The following is a 21,628-nucleotide window of genomic DNA, read 5'->3' as shown; positions in this document are numbered from 1 at the left end:
TATGCTAGAGAAAATATCAAATCAAATATCAATTTTAAAAGACTTAGAACTAATTTATAATAATACTAAAATTAATTTTGCAAAAGGCTTTGAATTCGCCTTAGATTACGATGAATTATTAGCAAAATTAAATGATTATAATTTAGAAGAATTAGAGCAAATCTCAATTAATTTAGAATATTTGCAAAAAAATTATATAAATGAAATATTGTTTTTAGAAAATGCACTTAAGGATAAATAATGTTAATTTATGGATTAGATTATATAAAAAATCAATTTACAGCTTTAGAATTTGAATTAGGACTTAGTGTAAATAATGTAAGTTGTGTAAAATTTAGCGAAGAAATATTATCAAAGCCAAATATTAAAAGAGCTATATTTTGCGATACTTTAAGTGAAGTTTTGCAATCAAATGCAGCACTTTGTGAATACATTATCCCAAATGCTAAAATCTTAAAAGACAGCGTATTTTTAGCAGAAAAATATTTATTTGATAGCAAGATTTTATCTTTTATAAAAGATACTAGCGATATTGAAAAAGCCGCTTTAATAGGCGTTGATGCGGTGCTTTTTTGCTATTTTAAAGACTGCAAGGATTATTATATTTAATCTAGGAATTTCCTAGATTAATTAGCAAAAATTCTAATCCCGACATCAATTACTACAAGTATTATTAATATACTTAATAAAGTAATTAATGCTGCGTTAGACTTAGGTTTTATCTCGCTTTTAGCTTTTTCAATTTTCTTTAATTTATCATTTAATTGATATTCAAATTTATTTTGCTCTTCGCTTAATTTTTTAATTTGTTCTTTTAACTCTTGATTTCTAGTTTTAAGCAAACTTGAAAGCTCGTTTTCTAATTCGTTGATAGTATTTGCATCAACTTTTATTAATTCTTTACTTGTTTTATCCATTTTAATCTCCTTTAATGTTTTTATTAAATTCTAAACAATGAAAATTATCGCTAAAGCCAAAAAATAGATATTTAATGGCATTTGCGTATTTAATATCGCTAAATTCATCTACTCCAAATTCCATCAAAGCTCTTGATTGTTTTTTAAAGCTATGTTTTAGATTAAGTTTATCAAAATAAAAGCACAATTCATCATAATTTACATTCCAAGTAATATCACAATTTGCAAATAATTCTTTTAAATTAGCGTTAAATGGGTCAATTAATTGATGATTTTTAAATATTCTTAAACTAAACTCATCATTTAAATATGTAGAAAAATAATCAAATGTTAAAAAATAAAATTCCTTACACTTCTTATCTAAAGCACTTAAAAAATCATATATCATAGGAGAAAATTCCAAGCGTTTTTCAAGTTTATCTTGTAAATATTCATAACTATTTTTATGCTCTTTAAAGATTATTTTGCCATTTTCAACGAAGCCAAATTTATGATTATCATAAAGCTCACAAGCAAAAGCGTCAAATAATTCATTTGCGATAAAAAAGGCATTATTACTACTAAAATCATCAAAATAATAATGTTTAAATTCCACATTCAAATTCTTTTTTTGTAAAGCCCTTAGATTGTCGTGTGGCTCTATGATTTTTACATTAATTTGCTTATAAATTTCAGGGCGTTTATCTTTTAAATATGTTAAAAAATCTTTTAATAAATACCCTTCATTTGCACCGATTTCTACTATATCAATAGGTAGTTTTAAAATCTTTTCATCAACTAAAAAAATAAATCTTTTAGCACACAAAAAGCCAAAAAGCTCTCCAACGCTAACAGCTGTATAAAAATCCCCATCTTTACCAACTTTTACACCTTTTTTATAATACTCTTTACTCCAAGTATCAAAATATTTGCTAAAAATCAATTAAAAGCCTTTGCGTTGAATTTATTTACAAAATCAAGTGGATCAACACTAACGCCTTTTATAGCAATTCCAAAATGAAGATGAGGCCCACTAACCCTGCCCGTATCTCCACTAAGCCCTATAATATCTGATTGTTTTACAAAATCACCAACTTTTACATTAATCTTGCTTAAATGATAATATTGCGAATAAACGCCGTATCCATGGTCAATCACAACGCTACCACCTGAATAATATCTATCTTTTGCAATAACTACTACTCCATCATTACTAGCTGGAACGCTAACTCCAATTGCTGCTCTAAAATCAGTGCCTGAATGATAACTCTTAAGAGTGTTTTCAAACACCCTAGCACTTCCAAAAGGGCTTGTAATAACGCTATCTAAAGGGATTATGAAAGGCTTATTAATATATACTTTTTCGGTGCTTTTTGCATAGATTTTCACTGCTTCATCGTATTCTTTAGCAATTCTTTCTTGAAGCTTTTTGTTTGGCTTAATAATTGATGGCTTTGCAAGTTTAATTTGCTCTTTTTTATATTCTCCTTCAAGCACTTTAAGGCTATATTCTTGATTGTCTAAAGTAATATTTAAAGTTTTACCACTAGAGCGATAATTTGGGGCTAAAATTAATAAGGTTTTATTATTTATCGGATATTTTGTGTAAGTGATTTCACTTTTACTAATTATTGGATTTTGAATGCTAATATCAACTTTGCCATTTATTAGATTATTTGATAGCAAAAATGTTGTAAAAAATGAGATAAAAAATAATTTTTTCATAAAATTCCTTAGTAATTTAATATAGAAAAGATTAGCAAAATAGCATAAATATTGAGTTTTTGCCACTTTTTGATTATCATTATCTTATATATTTTATTTTATTTTAAGTTTTAGGGACTACAATCATTTTTGAAAACGAAAGGATTTTTAATGGATAAAGCTAAGGTTTTAAGTGAAGTTTTAGAATACATTACAATCACTCATCACACAAGTGGTAGATTAAGACTTGATATATCTAGCAAGATAAGAGAATTAAAAGACTTAGAAAGCTACAACATTGATGAAGTTTTTAATCTAAAAGGGATTAATGAAGTTAAAGTTAATAAAATCTTAGGCAAGGTTACTATTTTATATGATGATAAAATCATATCAAAACAAAGCCTTGATAATTTAATCAATGCAAAAAACATTGATGAGATTAACCTAGCTTTAAAGGAGCTTAACATTGCTTGAGCTAAGATTTGAAAACCAAGAGTTTTTGCAAGAACTAGAAAACAGCGATATAAGAAGAGCTTTTGAGCTAGATTTAACTAGCATAAAATTATATGAGTATTATGCTAATTGCTTTAATGATGGTATTTTAAAAGATATTTTAAATGCAAAAAAGCAATTAAATCAATTATTAATTAGCGATAATAATGCTTTATTAGTTGAGTGCAGTTTAAATGATGCTTATTTGCTACTTTTAGCAAAAGAATTTGAAATCGTTCAAGCTTATAAAATAGCGGCTAATGTTTGCAAAGATGAAAAGCTAAAAGACCTTATTTTTAGACTTTGGGCTAGTTCGGTTAATGAGTATCAGGTGGCTTTAAGAAAAAGCCTTGCGACTAATGAATTTAATGTAGATTCTTTAGTTAGTAATTTTTTAAAAGATATTTTAAAATAAAGGAAGATTATCATGCCAATTCCATTCATATTAGGTGCAGCATTAGGCGTAGCTGCAGTAACAATTTATAATAAAAAAGATAGTATTAAAAAAAGTATAAGTGAGTTTAATTCTCAAGATTTTGCAAAAAGTGCAGGAAAAATGACAGAAAATGCAATTTTAAAAATCTCAAAACTTAAACCTTGTTGCAAATGCGAGAAAGAAGTAGCTAAAAAAAGCTCTAAGAAGTAAAAATTATGCTTACATCAAATAGAGTTCCGAGTGATCATTTATTAAGCTCTAGTCTTAATAATTTTTTTACAACTCAAGATTTAAAAGCAAGTTTAAAGGTAGGAGTTACTAGCTATTTTGCAATTAAAACAAGCAATGATATAGCTAGGAAAGATTATAAAAACGCAATAGTTTCTGGAATTAGTGGAATTTTAATTAATCAATTTTTAGGAGAAAATAAAATGACAAATAATAATAATCCATATTTAAACAATAATCAAAATTATAATGTTAATCAAGGATATAATAATCAAAATTATTCTTATAATCCATATTTAAATAATGCTTCAAACAATAATTTAAATAATACAGCAAACAACAATCAAAATACAGGCTTTTTAAGTTCGCTAACAACTCAAGGAACAGGGCTTTTTGGCTCTCCTTTAGTAAAAGGAATTTTAATTGGTGCTGCGGTTACTTATTTATTAAGCAATAAAGATGCAAAAGATACTTTAGCAAAAGGTGTTGCAAAAATTCAAAGTTTTGCTAGTGCTGCTATTGAAGAATTTAAAGAGCAAGTAGAAGATGCAAAAGCTTCAATGCAAGAATAATTGTAAGGTTATTCATCACTCTAAAAATCGTCTTAGAATTAGGCTAAATACGCTTAATAATCTAAGCGATAATCATTTATTAGTAAGTGAGTTTAATCTTAATTTTTCTGGTGTTTTTGTAAGTGTTAATAATGCTTCAAAAAGCTTAGTTTTTACAAGTTCAAAAGAAATTGATAATAATTTAGCTCAAAAAATATTAGATTTTTTTAGCACTTATGAAATTAAGCAATTAAAAAAAGCAAAAGAAACTCCAAGTAAGGCTATGATTTATTCATCTATTTTAGCTTTAGCAAATAGCTATAAAACAAGCCCTATTTATGATGGTTTTGTTTCTAGTGCAACTGCATTGCCTTTATTAAAAGAAGGAACTTTAGAACTTATTGAAAATGGTTTAACTTCAAAAGTATTAGAAGCAGCAGCAGTAGGAGTTTCTTTATATAGAAAAGATTATAAGGCAGCAAATAGCACTAATTTAATGCTAAATATTGGCGAATATATTGAAGAAAGCGTAGTGGCAAAAAGTGATGATTTGATAAAAGAACTAGCAAAACCACAAATAACTCACGCTTGGGTAGAAGTTAATCAAGAGCTTGTTAAAAAAAGTGCGAAAGATTTGGTAGTAGGGGATATTGTAGTGGTATCTCAAGGAGATAATATAGCGGTTGATGGTTATATTGTTGATGGGATTGCTAGTATTAATCAAGTTTCTATGACAGGAGAAGCCCAAGCAGTTACTAAAAGTCGTGGAGATAGGGTTTTAAGTGGAACCGTGGTAGTTGAAGGTCGTATTAAAATATGGGCTGAAAGCGTTGGAGAAAATACATCAACGGCTAAGATTTTACATTATATGAAAGATTGCTTAGAAGAAAAATCAAAAATAGGGCAAAAAGCTTATAAATTAGCAGATAGTTTAGTGCCTGTTACTTTAGGACTTGCTGGACTTGCATATTTATATAAAGGAAGTGCAGCGATGGCTAGTGTGCTTCAGGCTGATTATTCTTGTGCTTTAAAACTAGCAACTCCTGTGGCATTTAAAAGTGCTATTTCTTATGCAGGAAGAAGACAGATATTGCTTAAAGGTAGCACTGCTTTAGAGAATTTAAGCTCGGTTGATACTTTTGTATTTGATAAAACAGGCACATTAACTTATGGGGACTTAAAAGTTGAAAGCGTTCATGTATTTAGTCCAAAATATGATGAAAAAACCTTACTAAATCTTAGTGCAAGTGCTGAAGAGCATTATTTTCACCCTGTTGCAGAAGCTATAGTAAAGGCTGCTAAAGAGCGTGGATTTTCTCATATTAATCACGGAGAAGTGGAGTTTATAGTAGCACACGGCGTTAAAACTAGCATTGATAATGAAGAAGTAATAATTGGTTCAAGGCATTTTTTAGAAGATGATGAAGGTGTTGATTTTTCTAGGGCTAATGCAAATATTAAAGAACTTTTAGATAAAGGCTTAACTCTTTTATATGTAGCAAAATCTAAAGAATTATTAGGCGTAATTGCTATGAAAGATGAAATTAGAAGCAATGCTAAAGAAGTCTTAGCAAAGCTTAAGCAAAACGGCGTAAAAGAATTAGTAATGCTAACAGGTGATATTGAAAGTAGGGCTTTAGAAGTTGCAAAAGAACTTGGAATTGATAAGGTTTATGCAGAGCTTTTACCACAAGATAAAGCAAATATTTTAGCTAGTTTAAAAGCTCAAGGCAAAAAAGTAGCCTTTATAGGCGATGGTATAAATGACGCTCCGTCGTTAGTTCAGGCTGATGTTGGAATTTCTATGCAAAAAGGTGCTGATTTAGCAAAAGCTAGTGCTGATATTGGATTACTAAGAGATGATTTTGCTTGTATTTTAGAAGCAAAAGTTATAGCTAATGAAACTATGAAAAAAATTGATAAAAACTTTAGCACAACGGTATGGGTTAATTCATTCATATTAGGTGCTGCAACACTTGGTTTATTAAGCCCAGCAGCTACTGCATTTGCTCATAATGGCACAACTATTGGCTTATTGGCTAATGCTATAAAACATAAGCAATTATTTTAAATTATATTAGGAATTTGATTTTAAATTCCTAATTTTTCTTTTTAATTATTCTTTAAAATTTAAATCTTTTAATTTTTATAAAACATTAAAATAATTATGTGTAAAATTGGCATTTTAAAGGAGTTAAAATGAAAAACAAATATGTTTGGATTGTTGTAGCGATTTGCTTTTTGCTTTTTGCGAATGTTGTTGGATTTTTGGATTTAGCCATAGTTTTAGCGGCTATATTTTTAGGTGTTAGACTTGGTGGAATTGCCATTGGCTATACTGGTGGGATTGGAGTTATTTTATTAGGTATTTTGTGTGGTATAAAACCAGGCGAAATTCCAACTTCGGTAATTTTAATCATTATGTCAGTAATTGCAGCAATTTCGGCTATGCAATTAGCAGGCGGGCTTGATTATTTGGTGCATATTGCTGAAAAAATACTTAGGAAAAATCCTAAAAAAATCAATTATTTAGCTCCTAGTATTACTTATTTTTTAACTATTTTAGCAGGGACAGGGCATACTGCGTTTTCTATGATACCAGTAATTGTTGAGGTTGCAAAAGAGCAAAATATTAAGCCAAAAGCTCCACTTAGCCTTGCAGTTGTATCAAGTCAAATAGCAATTACTGCAAGTCCTGTTAGTGCAGCTGTTGTTTATCTTAGTGGTGTGCTTGAGCCTTTTGGGTATTCTTATTTAACATTATTAAGCATTTGGATAGGTAGCACTTATTTAGCTTGTATGCTTAGTGCGTTTTTGGTAACTAAGTTTTCAAATCTTGATTTAAGTTCTGATGAGTATTATCAAGAATTACTTAAAAAAGGTGAAATAGTAAAAAAACAAAGTACTCAAAAAGAGATTATTAAAGGTGCTAAGACTAGCGTTGTGATTTTTGTTATTGGCGTTTTAGCTGTTGTTTGTTATGCGACTTATATTTCAGGCTTAAAAGCTGATGAGATAATTATTCCAAGAGATAGTGCTATTATGTGTGTAATGCTTAGCATTGCTACTTTTATTGTATTAAGCACTAAAATCAATACTTCAAAAATCATTGAAACAAGTGTATTTAAGAGCGGTATGAATGCTTGTGTTTGTGTTTTAGGTGTTGCGTGGCTAGGAGATACTTATGTAAGCGCTCATAGTAATGAAATAAAAGAATTTGCTAAAGGCTTAGTAGAACAATATCAATTCTTATTAGCTTTTGCCTTTTTCTTTGCTAGTATGCTTTTATATTCTCAAGCAGCAACTGCTAAAGCAATAGTTCCATCAGTAATTGTTGCACTTGCATTAAATGAAAACCCAGAAAACGCAAAAATAATCATCGCTTCTTTTGCAGCAGTTTCAGCACTCTTTGTGTTACCAACTTACCCAACATTACTTGGTGCGGTTGGAATGGATGATACAAAAACTACTAGGATAGGAAAGTATGTATTTAACCATTCTTTCTTTATTCCAGGCGTTTTAATGATTGCTTTAAGCGTTGCTTTAGGATTTTTATTTGTAAAATTTATTTAAAAAAAACTTGAAATTATCATTATTTTTTGTATAAAATGTATCCTTTTTCAAAAAAGGATACATTATGAAACGACTTACTTGGAGTAATAGACTTACATATATTTTAACCGTTGCAGGTGCTACTATTGGATTTGGAGCTACTTGGAGATTTCCTTATATGGTAGGAGAAAATGGTGGTGGTGCTTATGTTTTATTATTTATAATAGCTATGTTTTTAGTCGGTGTTCCTATTATCTTAGTAGAAAATATAATAGGCAGAAGAATGCATAAAAATAGCGTTGATTGTTTTAGTAAAAAATGGCAATTTGTTGGGTATTTAGGGCTATTTGGAAGCTATGCAATTATGGCTTATTATATGGTTTTAGGTGCTTGGGTAATTAGCTATATTGTTAATATTATTATGTCTATGTTTAATTTAGGCGGGCTTGATTTAACTTCAGTAATTACAGCAGAGCAAACTAGCTTACATTATCAAAAAAATATAGAAAATGACCCTTTAATGATAGGAATTTATACATTTATTTTTGTATTTATTAATTGGATTATTTTAAGGCGTGGAGTTATTGATGGAATTGAGCGTTCTGTTAAGTATCTAATGCCGCTTTTGTTTTTATGTCTTATTGCTATGGTTATTAGAAATGTTACTTTAGATGGGGCAATTGAAGGGATTAAGTTTTATTTATATCCTGATTTTAGCAAGATTACACCTAGTATATTTTTATATGTTATAGGACAAGTATTTTTTGCTTTATCGCTTGGATTTGGGGTTATGATTACATTATCAAGTTATCTTGATAAAGGCGAGGATTTATTAAAAACAGCAATTATTACAGGTATTGTAAATACTCTTGTAGCGGTTTTAGCAGGATTTATGATATTTCCTTCTTTATTTTCTTTTGGATTAAGTCCTGATGCTGGTCCATCATTAGTATTTAAAACCTTACCAATAGTGTTTTCTCATATGCATTTTGGGGATTTCTTTGCTATAGTGTTTTTTGTTTTATTATTAACAGCTGCACTTACTACGAGTTTGCCTATTTATCAAGTAATTATTTCTGTATTAGAAGAAAAATTTAAAATCTCAAAAAATACAGCGATTAATTTAGTTTTAGGTGGAATTTTTATATTAGGAAATACTCCTGCTTTATTAAGTTATGGAGTGCTTGATAATGTTTTAATTTATGGAAGAAATATTTTTGATACATTTGATTTTATTAGTGGAAATATTTTATTTGTAATTACAGCTTTACTTTGTGTAATTTATGTTGCTTTTGTTTTAGGTAAAGATGAAGCTTTAAGAGAAATTAGCAATAATTATGAACTTAAAAATCCACTTTATAAAGCTTGGTTTTATTATATAAAATATTTTATTCCTATTGTAATTATTGTAATTTTTATAAGTGGTTTTGAGAATTTAAAATCATATATTTTGGGATTTTTTAATTAAATATTTTACGATTTAGCATTAGCTAAATCGTAAGTATAAATTATTTTTTGTTTTCTACTTTTTCTTTTTTGTTGTGTTTTGATTTTTTAGCTTCTTTACTTTTTTTATTTTTCTTAGCTTCTTTTTTTGCCTTTTTAATTTCTTCTTTTGTTTGTTTTACTTCTTCTTTAACTACTTCTTTTTTTTCTTCTACTTTATCGCTAACTTGTTTTACCACTTCTTCTTTAGCTTTTGCTTCTTCTACTACCTTTTGCTCACTTTTTTCTAATATTTTTTCAGCTTTTGCGCCATTGATACATTCAGCACTTTTGCAATCTAAAACATCAACTGCAGGAATTTCAGCAGCACATAAATTAAGGCCTATAAAGGCAACTAATGACAAACATACTTTTTTCATTTTTATCTCCTTTTAAAAAAGTCGCGAAATTGTAGGAGCGAATTATTAAAAATGGTTAATAAGAATAAATTATTTTTATCAACATTAATTCTAATTGATAATAATGAAAAAAATAATAAGTATCATTTAGATTTTATTTATTTATAACTCATACAATAATGAGTAAAATTATTATAAAGGTTATCTTGTGAAAAAAATATTTTTGCTTATTTTTGCTATTTGTATATCTTTAATAGCTAGAGATGATGTTGATTATTTCAAGGAAAAAGATTTAATTATAGAAAAGCTAAATAAAGGTTTAGAAGCCTATAAAAAAGGTGATGCAAAAACTGCAAGACAACTTGCAAGTGAAGCTTATTTTCAACATTTTGAAAATATGGAAGGTCCTATTGGAAGAAATATTGGTAGAAAAGGCTATTTGATGGAGAGAAAATTTACCAATCTTCGTGGTTATTATGGGCGTGGAGAAAATATAGGCAAAATTGAAGCTTTAATAGATGGTTTGATATTTGATTTAGAAGAAGTAACGCCAGTTATACAAAATGGCTTTAAAATAGTTGCAGTAGCGTCTGATCCAAATTATGATAAAGCAAAAGCTGAAATGAATGCAAGAGAGAATTTGTTGAAAACTTGCATTGAAGGTGAGATGATGTTTGGAGCAGATGAAAATAGTGCAAAAACTAAATGTGAAGAACAAAAAGCAGCAGAATTAGCCCATCTTAGCAAAGAAGCAAGTGGAGAAATCACAAAACCAACTATGCAAAAAGAAGTTTATGATAGTTTAGAAGACCTTCAAGCAGCAGCTGCGATTGATCCAAAATTACAATATGTATATGATTTATTAAGTGAGAAATTTGACGAAGCTATTCAATACAATAAGCAAGGAGAATTTACAAAAGCAGCTGATACAATTGGCGTTGCAAGAGAAGAAATATATATAAATACAAATATTGAAATTCTAATAAATGCAACAAAAAATCTTAATATGAGAAGCAAGTTAAGAAGTTTTGGCAGTGATATTCGCGAAGGAAAAGTAACTGAAAGCGATATGAGAGCTAGAAGTGAAGAGATATTAGATTCTATATTTGATGTAATGACTAAAATAGATGCTAGTAATTTAGATAAATTAAAATTAGTTGGATATGTTGATGAGACTAAGAATGTAGATTATACTCAAGTTGCAACTGATATTAAAATAGCTTTAAATAAAATAGTTCAAGACTATGAAACAATGGGAGAAAAAGCAAGTATTGATGCTCTTCAAAATATATATTTAGATATTTTTGAAGCAAAAGGAATGGAGAGTAAAATTGGTGCTGTTAATTCAAATATAAAGCTTGAAATAGAAGCAAAATTTACTAAAGGAACAGCACTAATTAAAAGTAAGGCTTCTAAAGATGAGTTAATTGCTAATTTTGATGAGTTAAATAAATTAATTGAAAGTCAGTTAGATAAAATCAATGATACAAGTGTTTGGTTTTTATTTATATCATCACTTACTATTATTTTAAGAGAAGGTTTAGAAGCTTTAATAATAGTAGTTGCAATAATTTCATATATTATTCAAAGCGGTAATAAAGACAGATTAAATATAGCTTATTCAGCACTTGGTAGTGGTGTTGTTTTATCATTTATCACTGCTTTTATAGTTTCATATTTTATTAAAAATTCAGGACAAAGTAGAGAGCTAATAGAAGGTGTAACAATGCTAATTGCTGTTGTTTTATTATTTTATGTTGGCTTTTGGCTACTTAGTAATGCAAGAAATAAAAAATATGCAAGTAATTTAAAAGAGCAAGCAAGACTAGCTATTACAAATGGTAGTGCTAAAACATTATGGTGGACCGTGTTTTTAGCAGTATTTAGAGAAGGTGCTGAAACAATATTGTTCTATCAAGCATTATTGATTGATTCTGGTTCTGGTGCTGGACTTAGTGCTGTTTTAGGTGGTTTAGCTCTTGGTATTGTTATATTAGTAGTTTTATATTTCTTACTTAAAGCTGGTGCAATTAGAATTCCTATAAAACAATTTTTCTTAATAACCTCAATTATTATTTTTTATATGTGTTTTGCTTTTACAGGCAAAGGGATTATGGAACTTGTTGAGGGCAAGGTCTTAACTCCACATCTCATACCAATGCAATTTGAAAGCATTACTTGGTTAGGATTATATCCTTATTATGAGAGCTTAATTTTACAGGCAATAATCCTCGTCCTATTAATAGGAGGAGTTGTTTATATGCAAATCAAATCAAAGGAGAAACAATGAAAAAATCATTGCTTAGTTTAGTAGCAGGTGCTTTTTTAGCGTCTTCAGTGTTTGCAGGAGAAGTTGAAATTCCTACAATTGATGGTGCAGAAAGCTATAAATTACACGGAATGGAAATAGCAGCTGTGTATCTTCAACCAATTGAAATGGAGCCAAGAGGTATTGATTTAGCAGCGTCTTTAGCTGATATTCACTTAGAAGCTGACATTCACGCTCTTAAAGAAAATCCAAATGGTTTTCCTGAAGGTTTTTGGATGCCATATCTTACAATTGGCTATAAATTAACTAACCTTGATAATGGTAAAACAAAAGTTGGAAAACTTATGCCAATGGTAGCTGATGATGGTCCTCACTATGGTGCAAATATTAAAATGGATACAGGAATTGGTAATTATGAATTAGAATTTGTAATTGATAATCCTGAAAAACAAGGTTTTGGTCGCCACGTAGATAAAGAAACAGGTGTTGGCGAGTGGTTTGATACATTTAATGTTAAATACAAATTCAAATACACAGGAACACCTGATAAATAAAACTTAAAATATAGAAAGCTTAGGCTTTCTATAAAAAATATACAAAAATAAGGACAATAATGAGTATATATTTTGTGCATATATTTTTAGAGTGCTTTTTAGTTAGTTTTTTTACAGCTTTTTATGCTAAAAATTCATCATTAAAATTAAATATTATTTTTACTTTAGTTGGTTTTATTTTTGGATATATTTTATTTTATATATTCCACTATGAAAAAGTAGATAGAATAGGGGTATTAACAGCTAATATAATTTTATTAGTTACTTTATTTTTTAGCTTAATTAAATTAGTAATTTTTAAAAATAATTCTTTATTTGCTTATATATTAAGCTTTTTTATATCTTTAGCAGCTTCTTTAAAATACTTTTTATTATCAGTTGCTTATCCTATATTTTCATCAAGCTTATTAGATACTCAAGGGATTTTAAATTTTGGCTTTATTTTATTAGCTATTTTTATTTGTATTATTTTTTATATTAATTTTCTTTTTGCTAATTCAAATTCATTTTCAAAATCAAGAATTTGTATTTATGTAATTTTTGCAATTATGTTTTTAAATACTGCTTTTGCTGAGATTATGTATTATCTAATTAGAATTGGAGTTAGTGATAGCTCTATTTTGCTTAGTTATATTACTAAGAGTAGATATTATGCCGAGTTTTATTATTATATTTGCTTGATTTTAGGTATTATTTATGTTGGCACTTGCTTAAAAAATAGACCAAAATATAGAGAAAAAGCTTGTGATTTTGACATAGAATATAGAAAAAATATCGCAAAAACTTTTAGTATAAATTCTCATTTTACTATTCATTTTATATTAAGTATTAGTGCTGCTTTAGTTATGTTATTTTATGATTTAGTAGATTCTAAACCTATTCAAGTTGATGAGCCAAAAATCATTACTCCTAAAAATAAAGATTATTTTGAATTTGATGCTAAAGATATTCAAGATGGTAAATTATATCGCTATGCTTATATTTCTAGCTCTGGTAAGGAAATTAGATTTTTTATAATTAATCGCCACGCAGGTAAGCAAACTCCTGTAGTAGTATTTGATGCTTGTAGTATTTGTGGGGATAATGGCTATGTTATGAAAAATAATGAATTATTATGTGTAGCTTGTAATGTTAGGATATTTTTACCTAGCGTAGGTAAAGAAGGTGGTTGCAATCCAATTCCTTTAAAATTTGAAGTTATTAACGATAAGATAATTGTGAAAGTAAAAGATGTATTAGGTGGGGAAAACTATTTTAGTAAAGTAGTTGAAATGCAAGTTCAAGACCCAGTAAATAAAGAAAAATTTCTAAACACAAAAGCTAAGAAAACCTATATTTATAATGGTATTAGTTATTATTTTAATTCTGATGAAAGTTATCAAGAATTTAAAAAAGATCCATCAAAATTTGTAAGCTCAAGTGATAAAGCTTTATTTTTGATTGAAAGAAGAAGTTAGGAGTAAAAATGTTTTTAAGAATAGTAAAAAAATCAATTTTAGGCAATCCTATTCAAAAATTATTAAGTTTTGCGACTATTTTTTTAGCTTGTTTGCTCCTTGCTTGTATGCTTAATATAACTCTTGGAGTTGGCAATCAGCTAGGAAAAGAGCTAAGAAATTATGGAGCAAATATTAGTGTTTTACCACAAGGCTCATCTTATAGTATTGAAGTTGGTAATAAAAGCTTTAAATTACAAAGCGAAAGTAAATTCCTAAATCTTGATGATTTGAGAAAAATTAAAGATATTTTCTGGTCAAATAATATAACAGCAATAGCTCCATTTAAACAACGCCAAGTAGAATTTCAAGGCAAAAAAATTAGTATCTTAGGCACATATTTTAATAAAGAATTAGTCATAGAACAAGATAAATTTGGTAATAAAACCGTGGTATTTGATACTGGATTTTTATCTCTTTTGCCTTTTTTAAAGACTGATTTAAACTTTGTAAATGATAATAGTTTAGAAAATGAAGTAAATATAAGTGAAAAATTAGCAAATTCTTTAAATCTTAAAGCTAACGATACTTTTAAAGTGCTTATAAATGATAAAGAAGTAGAGTTAAAAGTAGTTGGCATTGTGAGTAATTTGGGTGATTATGAAGATAAAATTTTAATTAATATAGATAGATTAAATGATATTTTAAATGAGCCAAATACTTATGAAAGAGCAGAAGTATCAGCTCTAACAATTCCAGAAAATGACATAGCTCATAGGGCAAGATATGATATAAAGAGTTTAAATCAAGTAGAATTTGATAATTGGTATTGCACGGCTTTTGTAAGCTCTATTGCATATCAAATTGAAGAAAATTATAAAGGAGCAAGTGCAAAAGCTGTTAGTAAAGTAGCAGATGCTGAAAGCTCTATCGTTAAAAAAATTCAAGGTCTAATGGGAATTATTTTTATCATATCTTTAATCGTTGCAAGTATTGCAGAAGCGTCTTTAATAAATAGCGATGTTTATAGAAGAAAAAAAGAAATAGGTTTGTTTAAAGCATTAGGCGCTAGTAATTTACAAGTTTATTTGGTTTTTGCAATTGATTATTTGTTTGTTAGTTTAATTGCTAGTATTTTTGGTGCTGTGTTTGGATTTTTTGTAAGTGATATTATATCTTATAGTATTTTTTCTCATAGTATTGAATATAACTTCATAATTATATTTATTTGTATGTTTTTTGCTAGTTTGGTGGCTTTACTTGGCTCATTAATAGCTACTAAGAATTTTGTAAATCTTGAAATAGTTGAGGTGTTATATGAGCGTAAATAACTTTTTTTTCACACAAGTTAAAAAGAGTATAGTTTTTTCAAAGCAAAGATTAATAATAGTTTTAATATCAATTTTTATAGGAACTTGCGTTACTAATGCTTTTTTAAACATATATTTTGATATTGACAATAAAATGAGCAAAGAACTTAAAAGTTATGGAGCTAATATGCTAATTAGTTCTAAAAGTGATGATTATTTAGATATTAAAGAAGCTAATTTAATTAAATCAAAAATTAGTAAAGACAAATTATTAGCTTATTCTCCTTATTTATACTTTAGCCCTGTTTTTTCTACAAGGCAATTAATAGTAGCTGGGGTTGATTTTGATGAATTTAAAAAAATCAATAAGTTTTTATTAGTTAAAAAAGGTAGCCTAAGTCAAAGCGAATATTTAAAAGATAATAGTATTTATTTAGGTATAGACTTAGCAAATACTCTAAAAAAAGACATAAATCAAAAACTACCTTTAACAATAGTAAAAAATGGAATTCCTTATGAGAAAACTTATATTATAAAAGGGATTTTTTCTACTGGAGATGAGATTGATGCTATGGCTTTTATCAATTTAAATTCTGCTAAAGATTTATCAGGTATTAATGATAAATATTCTTATGTATCTTTAATAGTTGATGATGATTTTGAAAATCTATCAGAGCTTAGCAAAATAGCAGTAAGCAATAATGCAGAATTAAAACCAATTTTAAGTGTTAGTTTAAAAGAAGGAGCAATTTTAGAAAAAATAAAAGGTCTTATGTTTTTGATTTCTATTGTTATTTTAATAATTAGCTCAACAAGTGTTAATACAACTCTTAGTTCAATTATTTTTTCAAGAAAAAAAGAAATAGCCTTGCATTTAGCTCTTGGGGCTAGTTTTAAAGATATAGCAAAATTATTTGCTTATGAAGTATTTATTTTAGCTGTTGTTTCATCTTTATTAGGCACTATTGGTGGGTATTTTTTAGCACAGATTTTAGGCAATATTATTTTTAATGCTAGTATAGATTTTAGATTAAGTGCTTTTGTGCTTTCAATTTTTATATCGTTATTTTTTGCATCATTTGCTGCGTATTTTCCGATAAAAAAAGCATTGCAAATAGATATAGTAGGTAATTTAAGAGGAGAATAAATGAGTATTATTAAGGTTAGTAATTTACATAAAAGATTTGATAAAGCCCATGTTTTAAAAGGTCTTAATTTTGAATTAAATCAAGGTCGTTGGCTTAGTATCGTAGGTAAGAGTGGTAGTGGCAAAACTACGCTTTTAAATATTTTATCATTGCTTGATAATGCAAGTGAAGGCGAATACTTTTTAGATGGTATTAATGTAACTCATTTAAGTGAAGCTGATAAACAAAGAATAAGAAGAGAAAAAATAGGGCTTATTTTTCAACAATTTCATTTAATACCTTATTTAAGCGTATTAGAAAATGTTATGTTAGCTCAATATTATCATTCAAGTATTGAAGAAAATGATGCTAAGAAAATCTTAGATAAAGTAGGATTGTTAGATAGATTAGAGCATTTACCTAGCGAATTAAGTGGTGGTCAGCAACAACGCCTTTGTATAGCTAGAAGTCTTATTAATAATCCAAATATTTTATTAGCTGATGAGCCTACTGGCAATCTTGATGAAGAAAATGGAGAAATAGTTTTAGATATATTCAAAAAATTAAGAAGCGAAGGCAAGACAATTATATTAATTACTCACAATCCTGACTTGGCTAAAAATGGAGATGAGATAATTACTATTAAAGATGGACTTATAGTGAATGAATAAAATTCTAATAGTTTTAATACTTTTGTTTTTTGTATCTTGCGAAGATAATAAGTTAGTATTAAATAAACAAGCTCCTAATATTCTTGCAAAAACTACAGCTTTAAATAAAATAGAGTTAAAAAGACAAGGTATAGAATTGATAGAATTTTGGCAAAATGGTTGTGCTGCTTGCCTTAAAGTAATGGCTGGATTAAATGAATTTGCGAATGAAAATAATATTAGTATCTATGCAATTAATTCTATTGATGATTTAAATACTATTAAAAAACACGAATTAGAACACCAATATTCAAATATGATTTTTTTAAAAGATGAAGAAGACATTAGCTGGAGTAGGTATGATATTTTTGCTGTTCCGACTTTATTTATTTTAAAAGATGGAGTTTATGTGGATAAAGTATTAGGTGATAGAAGTTTGGAATTTTTAACTAATAAGATTAAGGAATATTTATGAGATTTTTTCTAGCAATTTTCATATTTTTACTTTGTGCTTGTAAAGATGAAGCAATGTTAGCTTTAAATTCAAAAGAGCCAATACATTTAAGTTATAGTGCGAAAGAACAAGCATTAAAGGGATTAAATGAGCCTTTTATGTTGTTTTTTTACACAAAGGATTGCGGTGTATGTGCTAAACAAATTCCTATCTTAAATGAACTTAGTAAGGATTATAAAATTATTGCTGTATTAGGTGGTATGAGAGATTATGATATGGCAAAAGAAAGCTTAAAAGGTGTTACATTTGCTACTATTTATGAGAGTTTAGATGTTGAGTATTTAAGCAATGTAGTAGGTGGTGTTTGGGGTGTGCCTGCTATGTTTATTTACGATAAAGATGGAAAAATGGTTAAAAAATTTATATCGCTTACTCCAAAATCTGTCTTAGAAAATGAATTAAATATGTTGATTTAATATTAAAAACGCATAAGTAAAATCTAAAATATTTTTCATCTAAAAATAATTAAGAATTTCATTTGATACTTTAATATTCAAAAATTAGCAAAACTTTAATTAGTATTACAAAACTAAAAGGTTTAGAGTTTAAGTTACTCTTCCTTTTAGTATAAATTTTATTAATTGTTTTCTAAAATACTTTTAGCTAGGGCTTTTGCTTCTTTATAATCTACCTTTCCACTGCCTAATAATGGAATTTCTTTTATCAAAATATATTTACTAGGTTTATAAATTGCTAGTATTTCGCTTTGTTTTATTAAATCTACAAAATAATCAAATTTTTCTTCACTACATTCAATTAATAAAACTACCATCTCGCCTTTTTTATCATCTTCTAAAGAAGTAGAGCAGAGTTTTACTTCATCATTATTAATCACTTTAGCAACTTCGCTTTCAACAAGTCCTAAAGAAATCATCTCTCCACCAATTTTTGCAAACCTTGAATATCTATCTACAATGTATAAAAATCCATCTTCATCTAAATGTCCCTTATCCCCTGTGTTATACCATCTAATGCCATCTATTTCTTTTATAACTTCGGCAGTTTTTTCAGGATTATTTAAATATCCTTGCATTACTTGGTGTCCGCCTATTAAAATAAGCCCATCTTCGTTTGCTTTTAATTCTTCATAGCTTAGTGGATCAACTATTCTAATAGCAGTGCCAGGTAAAGGCATACCTACGCTTTTATCTTTATTTGCTCTATGTAGTTGCCAATATGTGCTATCAAATTTATTAGGTAAATTCACACTTGCAACAGGCGTTGTCTCGGTAGCTCCGTAACCTTCGTAAATATTTTTTTTGAACTTTAGCTCAAAAGCTGATTTAATCTCGGGCTTTAATTTTTCAGCACCTGCAACTACAATTCTAAGGCTATCAAACATAATTTCATCTATTTTTTTATTTCTTGCATATATTCCTAAAAATGTAGAAGTTGCACACATAATGCTAACATTATTTTTTACTATAGTTTTTGCGACGCCTAAAGCATCGGTAGGGTCAGCACAAGTTGCACTTTTTATCCCTTCTATTAAAGGCATAAAGGTAGTAACGGTTAGTCCAAATGCGTGAAATGGCGGTAAAGATGAGAGTATTACATCATCATCTTTTGCACAAATTATGCTAGAAATTGAAGCAATATTGCTTAAAATATTTTTATGGCTTAACATAACTCCTTTAGGCATTCCTTCGCTACCACTACTAAATAAAATTGCAGCTGTTTTTTCATTGTTTAAATTCTTAGTAAATAAGGCTTGTAATATAAAGCTAGGTAAGATACTTATTAAAAAGAGTTTAAAGATAATATCTAGCTTTTCTTTTTTTATTGCTTTTATTAAATCTTCTAAATAAATGATATTTACATTTTCTAATTCTAATTTAAAGCCTTTATTTTCTAGCTTTTCTAAGAATTTAGATGATGTATAAATATGCTTTATATTTGCACTTTCTTTTGCTTGATTGATTGCTTTTATTCCTGCGGTGTAATTTAGATTTACTATGGTTTTTCCAGCAAATAAACTAGCTAGATTTACAAGCGTTGAAGCAAATGAAGCAGGTAATAATATGCCTATATTTTCATCGTTAGGGATTTTTTTACTAAGCACTAGGCTTAATGCTAGGAGTTTTTTGTAGCTTATATCTCCTGCTAAAGGGTCGTTTATCGCTATATTTTGTGAGTATTTTTTAGCACTTATGATAAAGGCTTTTTCTATTGTTTTTAGATTATCGCTTTTAGTTTTTGTAGCTAAGAATGATAGTTCAAATACTTTAGCTTTTACTAATTCTTTACTTGAATGTATGCTAAGGGCTGTTCCGAATGCTATTGCTATTTCTCTTTTACCGATTTTTTTATTTCTTAGATTGTATTCTTCATCACTTCTTGAAAACGAACTACCCCAAAGCCCGTGGATATAAAAAGGAATTATAATCCCATCATCTTCGCTTAAATCCTTGCATGCTAATTCAAAACCACTTTTAAATTCATTTAAATGTCCGTGTCTTGAGAGAGTTCCTTCAGGGAAAATACAAACAATTTCGCCTTTTTTGATATAAGTTGCAATTAATTCTAAGGCTTCTTTACTTGCAGCAGAGCTTACAGGGATTACTCCAAAATGCTTTATAAACATTCTAATATACCATTTTTGATAGTATTTTCTCTCCATTACAAAATGCACTTTTTTAGGGATTGCCATTTGTATGATAGCCCAGTCAATAAAGGAAATATGATTGCCTAATAATAGCACTCCTTTATTTTGTGGGATATTTTCAAATCCTGCTACTAATAATCTATATTTTTGATAAAAAGCAAGGCTTACTATTATTCTTACTAAAGAAAAAGGCAGTTTTATTAATACATAAAAAGAGCCTAAAAAACTCACAACTACAATGAAATAAAACAAATATAAAACATCAATTTCTAAATAAGCAAAAAAAGTAGCAAGTATTACAAAACTTAGCATAAAAATATTTTGAATAAAATTATTTCCTGCTAAGACTATACCTAATTCATTTTCTTTAGCATTAAATTGTATTAAAGAATTAAGAGCGATTGTGAATATTGCCCCAGATATGCCAAATATAAAAAATACAAGTGCAAAGGCAAATAAATTATTAAGAAAGCTTATTAATAATGAGCTTAAAAATAATCCTAAAGCACCAAGCGGGATAAGCCCTAATTCAATGTAGTTTTTAGAAAATCTACCTGCAATTATTGAGCCTATAATAACGCCTATTGCACTAGCTGCCATTACGCCTTGCACATAAAAGGTATTTAATTCATTTAGATGAAACTTAGCAAATACAGGAAAAGATACTAAATATAATTGAGAAATAGCCCAAAAGAAGGCAATTCCTATTATACATAGCCAAATTACTTTATTTTGAAATATTAAGCTAAGGTTGTTTTTAAGCAAAACTCCTTTTAAATAATCGTTTTTATTGAATGCTAAATTAGAATTTTCGCTTTTAACCTGCGGTAATTTAGACGCTAAAATAAATTCTAAAACACTAAAAGCTACTAGCAATAAGCCTAATGGAGCTACTTGAGTTAATATATCCTTACTCGTGCTAAACTCGTTTAATAATAATTCAAAACCTAAAGAAAATACAAGCATTCCGCACAAAATAGCCACAATACTAACAGCATTTATAGCACCATTTCCCATAGCAAGTTGTTTGATACCAACTAGCTCTTTAATATAACCATATTTAGCAGGAGAATATAAGGCTGATTGAATACCCATAATAAGCGTCATTATAAAGGCTAGATAAAAATAACCATTGTAATAACTAAAACAAATGATTGATACTAAAAATATATTTGCTAAAGCAGTTATTTTCATAACTTTATTTTTAGGATATTTATCAGCTAAAAATCCTGATATTGAAAAGCTAAAAATATAAGGCAATAAAATTAAAGCATTAATAATTGCGGTTAAAAATAATTGCGTACTGCCATCATAAATCTTATAAACCGTGTTTTGAATGATGATTTTATGTCCTAAATCAACAAAAGCATTCAAAAACCCAACTAATAAAAATGCGATTATTCCATTGATTTTTAAAAAATCGTTTCTCATTTATAACCCCTAAGAAATAATTTATTTAA

General features: G+C 28.1%; 22 protein-coding genes. 17 read left to right on the top strand and 5 right to left on the bottom strand.

Annotated features, from left to right (window positions below; genetic code table 11):
- Position 1: 1 nt before the first annotated feature.
- Both AVBRAN9334_RS00910 and AVBRAN9334_RS00905 read left to right on the top strand, forming a co-directional pair.
- Positions 2-241 carry a hypothetical protein gene (locus tag AVBRAN9334_RS00910; protein WP_214117819.1) on the top strand — a complete coding sequence of 80 codons (240 nt, stop codon included), beginning with the start codon at positions 2-4 and terminating at the stop codon, positions 239-241.
- Positions 241-609 (top strand): hypothetical protein, encoded by a 369-nt coding sequence (locus tag AVBRAN9334_RS00905; protein WP_336606763.1) that lies wholly within the window; start codon positions 241-243, stop codon positions 607-609. Before AVBRAN9334_RS00910 ends, AVBRAN9334_RS00905 begins: the two co-directional genes overlap by 1 nt.
- A 17-nt stretch (positions 610-626) precedes the next feature.
- Here the strand turns inward: AVBRAN9334_RS00905 and AVBRAN9334_RS00900 are convergent, their stop codons facing one another.
- From AVBRAN9334_RS00900 to AVBRAN9334_RS00890, 3 genes are read right to left on the bottom strand one after another with little or no spacing between them, the layout of a single operon-like run.
- Positions 627-917, bottom strand: a complete 291-nt coding sequence (locus AVBRAN9334_RS00900) for a hypothetical protein (RefSeq protein ID WP_214117817.1) — start codon at positions 915-917, stop codon at positions 627-629.
- A gap of 1 nt (position 918) precedes the next feature.
- Complete coding sequence (locus AVBRAN9334_RS00895) at positions 919-1,839, bottom strand: SAM-dependent methyltransferase (protein WP_336606762.1); 921 nt, start codon at positions 1,837-1,839, stop codon at positions 919-921.
- On the bottom strand, positions 1,836-2,621 hold the full coding sequence (locus AVBRAN9334_RS00890) for a M23 family metallopeptidase (protein ID WP_336606761.1): 786 nt from the start codon (positions 2,619-2,621) through the stop codon (positions 1,836-1,838). Before AVBRAN9334_RS00890 ends, AVBRAN9334_RS00895 begins: the two co-directional genes overlap by 4 nt.
- Positions 2,622-2,771: 150 nt before the next feature.
- Between AVBRAN9334_RS00890 and AVBRAN9334_RS00885 the strand changes: the two genes are divergently transcribed.
- From AVBRAN9334_RS00885 to AVBRAN9334_RS00855, 7 genes are all read left to right on the top strand, one after another.
- On the top strand, positions 2,772-3,074 hold the full coding sequence (locus tag AVBRAN9334_RS00885) for an HMA2 domain-containing protein (protein WP_214117814.1): 303 nt from the start codon (positions 2,772-2,774) through the stop codon (positions 3,072-3,074).
- Positions 3,067-3,507, top strand: a complete 441-nt coding sequence (locus AVBRAN9334_RS00880) for a hypothetical protein (protein ID WP_214117813.1) — start codon at positions 3,067-3,069, stop codon at positions 3,505-3,507. Before AVBRAN9334_RS00885 ends, AVBRAN9334_RS00880 begins: the two co-directional genes overlap by 8 nt.
- A gap of 12 nt (positions 3,508-3,519) precedes the next feature.
- Positions 3,520-3,738, top strand: coding sequence for a hypothetical protein (locus tag AVBRAN9334_RS00875; RefSeq protein ID WP_214117812.1), 219 nt, complete (start codon positions 3,520-3,522; stop codon positions 3,736-3,738).
- A 5-nt stretch (positions 3,739-3,743) separates the two neighbouring features.
- Positions 3,744-4,328: a YtxH domain-containing protein gene (locus tag AVBRAN9334_RS00870; RefSeq protein ID WP_336606760.1), complete on the top strand. Its 585-nt coding sequence runs from the start codon at positions 3,744-3,746 to the stop codon at positions 4,326-4,328.
- On the top strand, positions 4,303-6,378 hold the full coding sequence (locus AVBRAN9334_RS00865) for a heavy metal translocating P-type ATPase (RefSeq protein ID WP_214117810.1): 2,076 nt from the start codon (positions 4,303-4,305) through the stop codon (positions 6,376-6,378). Before AVBRAN9334_RS00870 ends, AVBRAN9334_RS00865 begins: the two co-directional genes overlap by 26 nt.
- Positions 6,379-6,506: 128 nt before the next feature.
- The gene (locus AVBRAN9334_RS00860; protein WP_336606759.1) at positions 6,507-7,880 is read left to right on the top strand and encodes an anaerobic C4-dicarboxylate transporter; all 1,374 of its coding nucleotides are present in this window, start codon (positions 6,507-6,509) and stop codon (positions 7,878-7,880) included.
- Between the two features lie 64 nt (positions 7,881-7,944).
- Positions 7,945-9,327: a sodium-dependent transporter gene (locus tag AVBRAN9334_RS00855; protein WP_336606758.1), complete on the top strand. Its 1,383-nt coding sequence runs from the start codon at positions 7,945-7,947 to the stop codon at positions 9,325-9,327.
- 40 nt (positions 9,328-9,367) lie between these two features.
- Here AVBRAN9334_RS00855 and AVBRAN9334_RS00850 read toward each other — a convergent pair whose 3' ends face one another.
- Positions 9,368-9,724 carry a hypothetical protein gene (locus tag AVBRAN9334_RS00850; protein ID WP_214150187.1) on the bottom strand — a complete coding sequence of 119 codons (357 nt, stop codon included), beginning with the start codon at positions 9,722-9,724 and terminating at the stop codon, positions 9,368-9,370.
- Positions 9,725-9,911: 187 nt separating this feature from the next.
- Here AVBRAN9334_RS00850 and AVBRAN9334_RS00845 point away from each other — a divergent pair, with 187 nt between their 5' ends.
- Genes AVBRAN9334_RS00845 through AVBRAN9334_RS00810 form a run of 8 tightly spaced genes read left to right on the top strand, consistent with a single transcriptional unit; the run spans position 9,912 to position 17,979 of the window.
- Entirely contained in the window at positions 9,912-11,993 is a 2,082-nt protein-coding gene (locus tag AVBRAN9334_RS00845) for an FTR1 family iron permease (RefSeq protein WP_336606757.1), read from the top strand.
- Positions 11,990-12,526 carry an iron transporter gene (locus AVBRAN9334_RS00840; RefSeq protein WP_214117805.1) on the top strand — a complete coding sequence of 179 codons (537 nt, stop codon included), beginning with the start codon at positions 11,990-11,992 and terminating at the stop codon, positions 12,524-12,526. The genes AVBRAN9334_RS00845 and AVBRAN9334_RS00840 overlap by 4 nt, the downstream gene beginning before the upstream one ends.
- Positions 12,527-12,585: 59 nt before the next feature.
- Positions 12,586-13,983, top strand: a complete 1,398-nt coding sequence (locus AVBRAN9334_RS00835) for a Fe-S-containing protein (RefSeq protein ID WP_336606756.1) — start codon at positions 12,586-12,588, stop codon at positions 13,981-13,983.
- Positions 13,984-13,991: 8 nt separating this feature from the next.
- On the top strand, positions 13,992-15,293 hold the full coding sequence (locus AVBRAN9334_RS00830) for an ABC transporter permease (RefSeq protein ID WP_214117803.1): 1,302 nt from the start codon (positions 13,992-13,994) through the stop codon (positions 15,291-15,293).
- Positions 15,280-16,419 carry an ABC transporter permease gene (locus tag AVBRAN9334_RS00825; protein ID WP_336606755.1) on the top strand — a complete coding sequence of 380 codons (1,140 nt, stop codon included), beginning with the start codon at positions 15,280-15,282 and terminating at the stop codon, positions 16,417-16,419. Before AVBRAN9334_RS00830 ends, AVBRAN9334_RS00825 begins: the two co-directional genes overlap by 14 nt.
- Positions 16,420-17,070, top strand: a complete 651-nt coding sequence (locus AVBRAN9334_RS00820) for an ABC transporter ATP-binding protein (protein ID WP_214117801.1) — start codon at positions 16,420-16,422, stop codon at positions 17,068-17,070.
- Positions 17,063-17,524, top strand: coding sequence for a TlpA family protein disulfide reductase (locus tag AVBRAN9334_RS00815; RefSeq protein WP_214119523.1), 462 nt, complete (start codon positions 17,063-17,065; stop codon positions 17,522-17,524). The genes AVBRAN9334_RS00820 and AVBRAN9334_RS00815 overlap by 8 nt, the downstream gene beginning before the upstream one ends.
- Complete coding sequence (locus AVBRAN9334_RS00810) at positions 17,521-17,979, top strand: TlpA family protein disulfide reductase (RefSeq protein ID WP_214119525.1); 459 nt, start codon at positions 17,521-17,523, stop codon at positions 17,977-17,979. The genes AVBRAN9334_RS00815 and AVBRAN9334_RS00810 overlap by 4 nt, the downstream gene beginning before the upstream one ends.
- A gap of 161 nt (positions 17,980-18,140) precedes the next feature.
- On the opposite strand, the gene AVBRAN9334_RS00805 is transcribed toward AVBRAN9334_RS00810, so the two are convergent.
- Entirely contained in the window at positions 18,141-21,599 is a 3,459-nt protein-coding gene (locus tag AVBRAN9334_RS00805) for an acyl-[ACP]--phospholipid O-acyltransferase (RefSeq protein WP_336606754.1), read from the bottom strand.
- Positions 21,600-21,628 lie beyond the last annotated feature (29 nt).

The organism is Campylobacter sp. RM9334 (assembly GCF_020138145.1).
Taxonomy (GTDB): Bacteria; Campylobacterota; Campylobacteria; order Campylobacterales; family Campylobacteraceae; genus Campylobacter_E.
The sequence above is the reverse complement of the archived record's forward strand: the minus strand, read 5'-3'. Positions and strand labels throughout refer to the sequence as shown.

What these genes read in the sequence shown, in the direction of transcription:
- AVBRAN9334_RS00820 (WP_214117801.1), top strand. Translation starts at nt 16,420, where the DNA reads ATGAGTATTATTAAGGTTAGTAATTTACATAAAAGATTTGATAAAGCC.
- AVBRAN9334_RS00815 (WP_214119523.1), top strand. Translation starts at nt 17,063, where the DNA reads ATGAATAAAATTCTAATAGTTTTAATACTTTTGTTTTTTGTATCTTGC.
- AVBRAN9334_RS00805 (WP_336606754.1), bottom strand. Translation starts at nt 21,599, where the DNA reads ATGAGAAACGATTTTTTAAAAATCAATGGAATAATCGCATTTTTATTA.
- AVBRAN9334_RS00900 (WP_214117817.1), bottom strand. Translation starts at nt 917, where the DNA reads ATGGATAAAACAAGTAAAGAATTAATAAAAGTTGATGCAAATACTATC.
- AVBRAN9334_RS00875 (WP_214117812.1), top strand. Translation starts at nt 3,520, where the DNA reads ATGCCAATTCCATTCATATTAGGTGCAGCATTAGGCGTAGCTGCAGTA.
- AVBRAN9334_RS00855 (WP_336606758.1), top strand. Translation starts at nt 7,945, where the DNA reads ATGAAACGACTTACTTGGAGTAATAGACTTACATATATTTTAACCGTT.
- AVBRAN9334_RS00890 (WP_336606761.1), bottom strand. Translation starts at nt 2,621, where the DNA reads ATGAAAAAATTATTTTTTATCTCATTTTTTACAACATTTTTGCTATCA.
- AVBRAN9334_RS00825 (WP_336606755.1), top strand. Translation starts at nt 15,280, where the DNA reads ATGAGCGTAAATAACTTTTTTTTCACACAAGTTAAAAAGAGTATAGTT.
- AVBRAN9334_RS00840 (WP_214117805.1), top strand. Translation starts at nt 11,990, where the DNA reads ATGAAAAAATCATTGCTTAGTTTAGTAGCAGGTGCTTTTTTAGCGTCT.
- AVBRAN9334_RS00910 (WP_214117819.1), top strand. Translation starts at nt 2, where the DNA reads ATGCTAGAGAAAATATCAAATCAAATATCAATTTTAAAAGACTTAGAA.
- AVBRAN9334_RS00865 (WP_214117810.1), top strand. Translation starts at nt 4,303, where the DNA reads ATGCAAAAGCTTCAATGCAAGAATAATTGTAAGGTTATTCATCACTCT.
- AVBRAN9334_RS00905 (WP_336606763.1), top strand. Translation starts at nt 241, where the DNA reads ATGTTAATTTATGGATTAGATTATATAAAAAATCAATTTACAGCTTTA.
- AVBRAN9334_RS00810 (WP_214119525.1), top strand. Translation starts at nt 17,521, where the DNA reads ATGAGATTTTTTCTAGCAATTTTCATATTTTTACTTTGTGCTTGTAAA.
- AVBRAN9334_RS00835 (WP_336606756.1), top strand. Translation starts at nt 12,586, where the DNA reads ATGAGTATATATTTTGTGCATATATTTTTAGAGTGCTTTTTAGTTAGT.
- AVBRAN9334_RS00830 (WP_214117803.1), top strand. Translation starts at nt 13,992, where the DNA reads ATGTTTTTAAGAATAGTAAAAAAATCAATTTTAGGCAATCCTATTCAA.
- AVBRAN9334_RS00850 (WP_214150187.1), bottom strand. Translation starts at nt 9,724, where the DNA reads ATGAAAAAAGTATGTTTGTCATTAGTTGCCTTTATAGGCCTTAATTTA.
- AVBRAN9334_RS00870 (WP_336606760.1), top strand. Translation starts at nt 3,744, where the DNA reads ATGCTTACATCAAATAGAGTTCCGAGTGATCATTTATTAAGCTCTAGT.
- AVBRAN9334_RS00860 (WP_336606759.1), top strand. Translation starts at nt 6,507, where the DNA reads ATGAAAAACAAATATGTTTGGATTGTTGTAGCGATTTGCTTTTTGCTT.
- AVBRAN9334_RS00885 (WP_214117814.1), top strand. Translation starts at nt 2,772, where the DNA reads ATGGATAAAGCTAAGGTTTTAAGTGAAGTTTTAGAATACATTACAATC.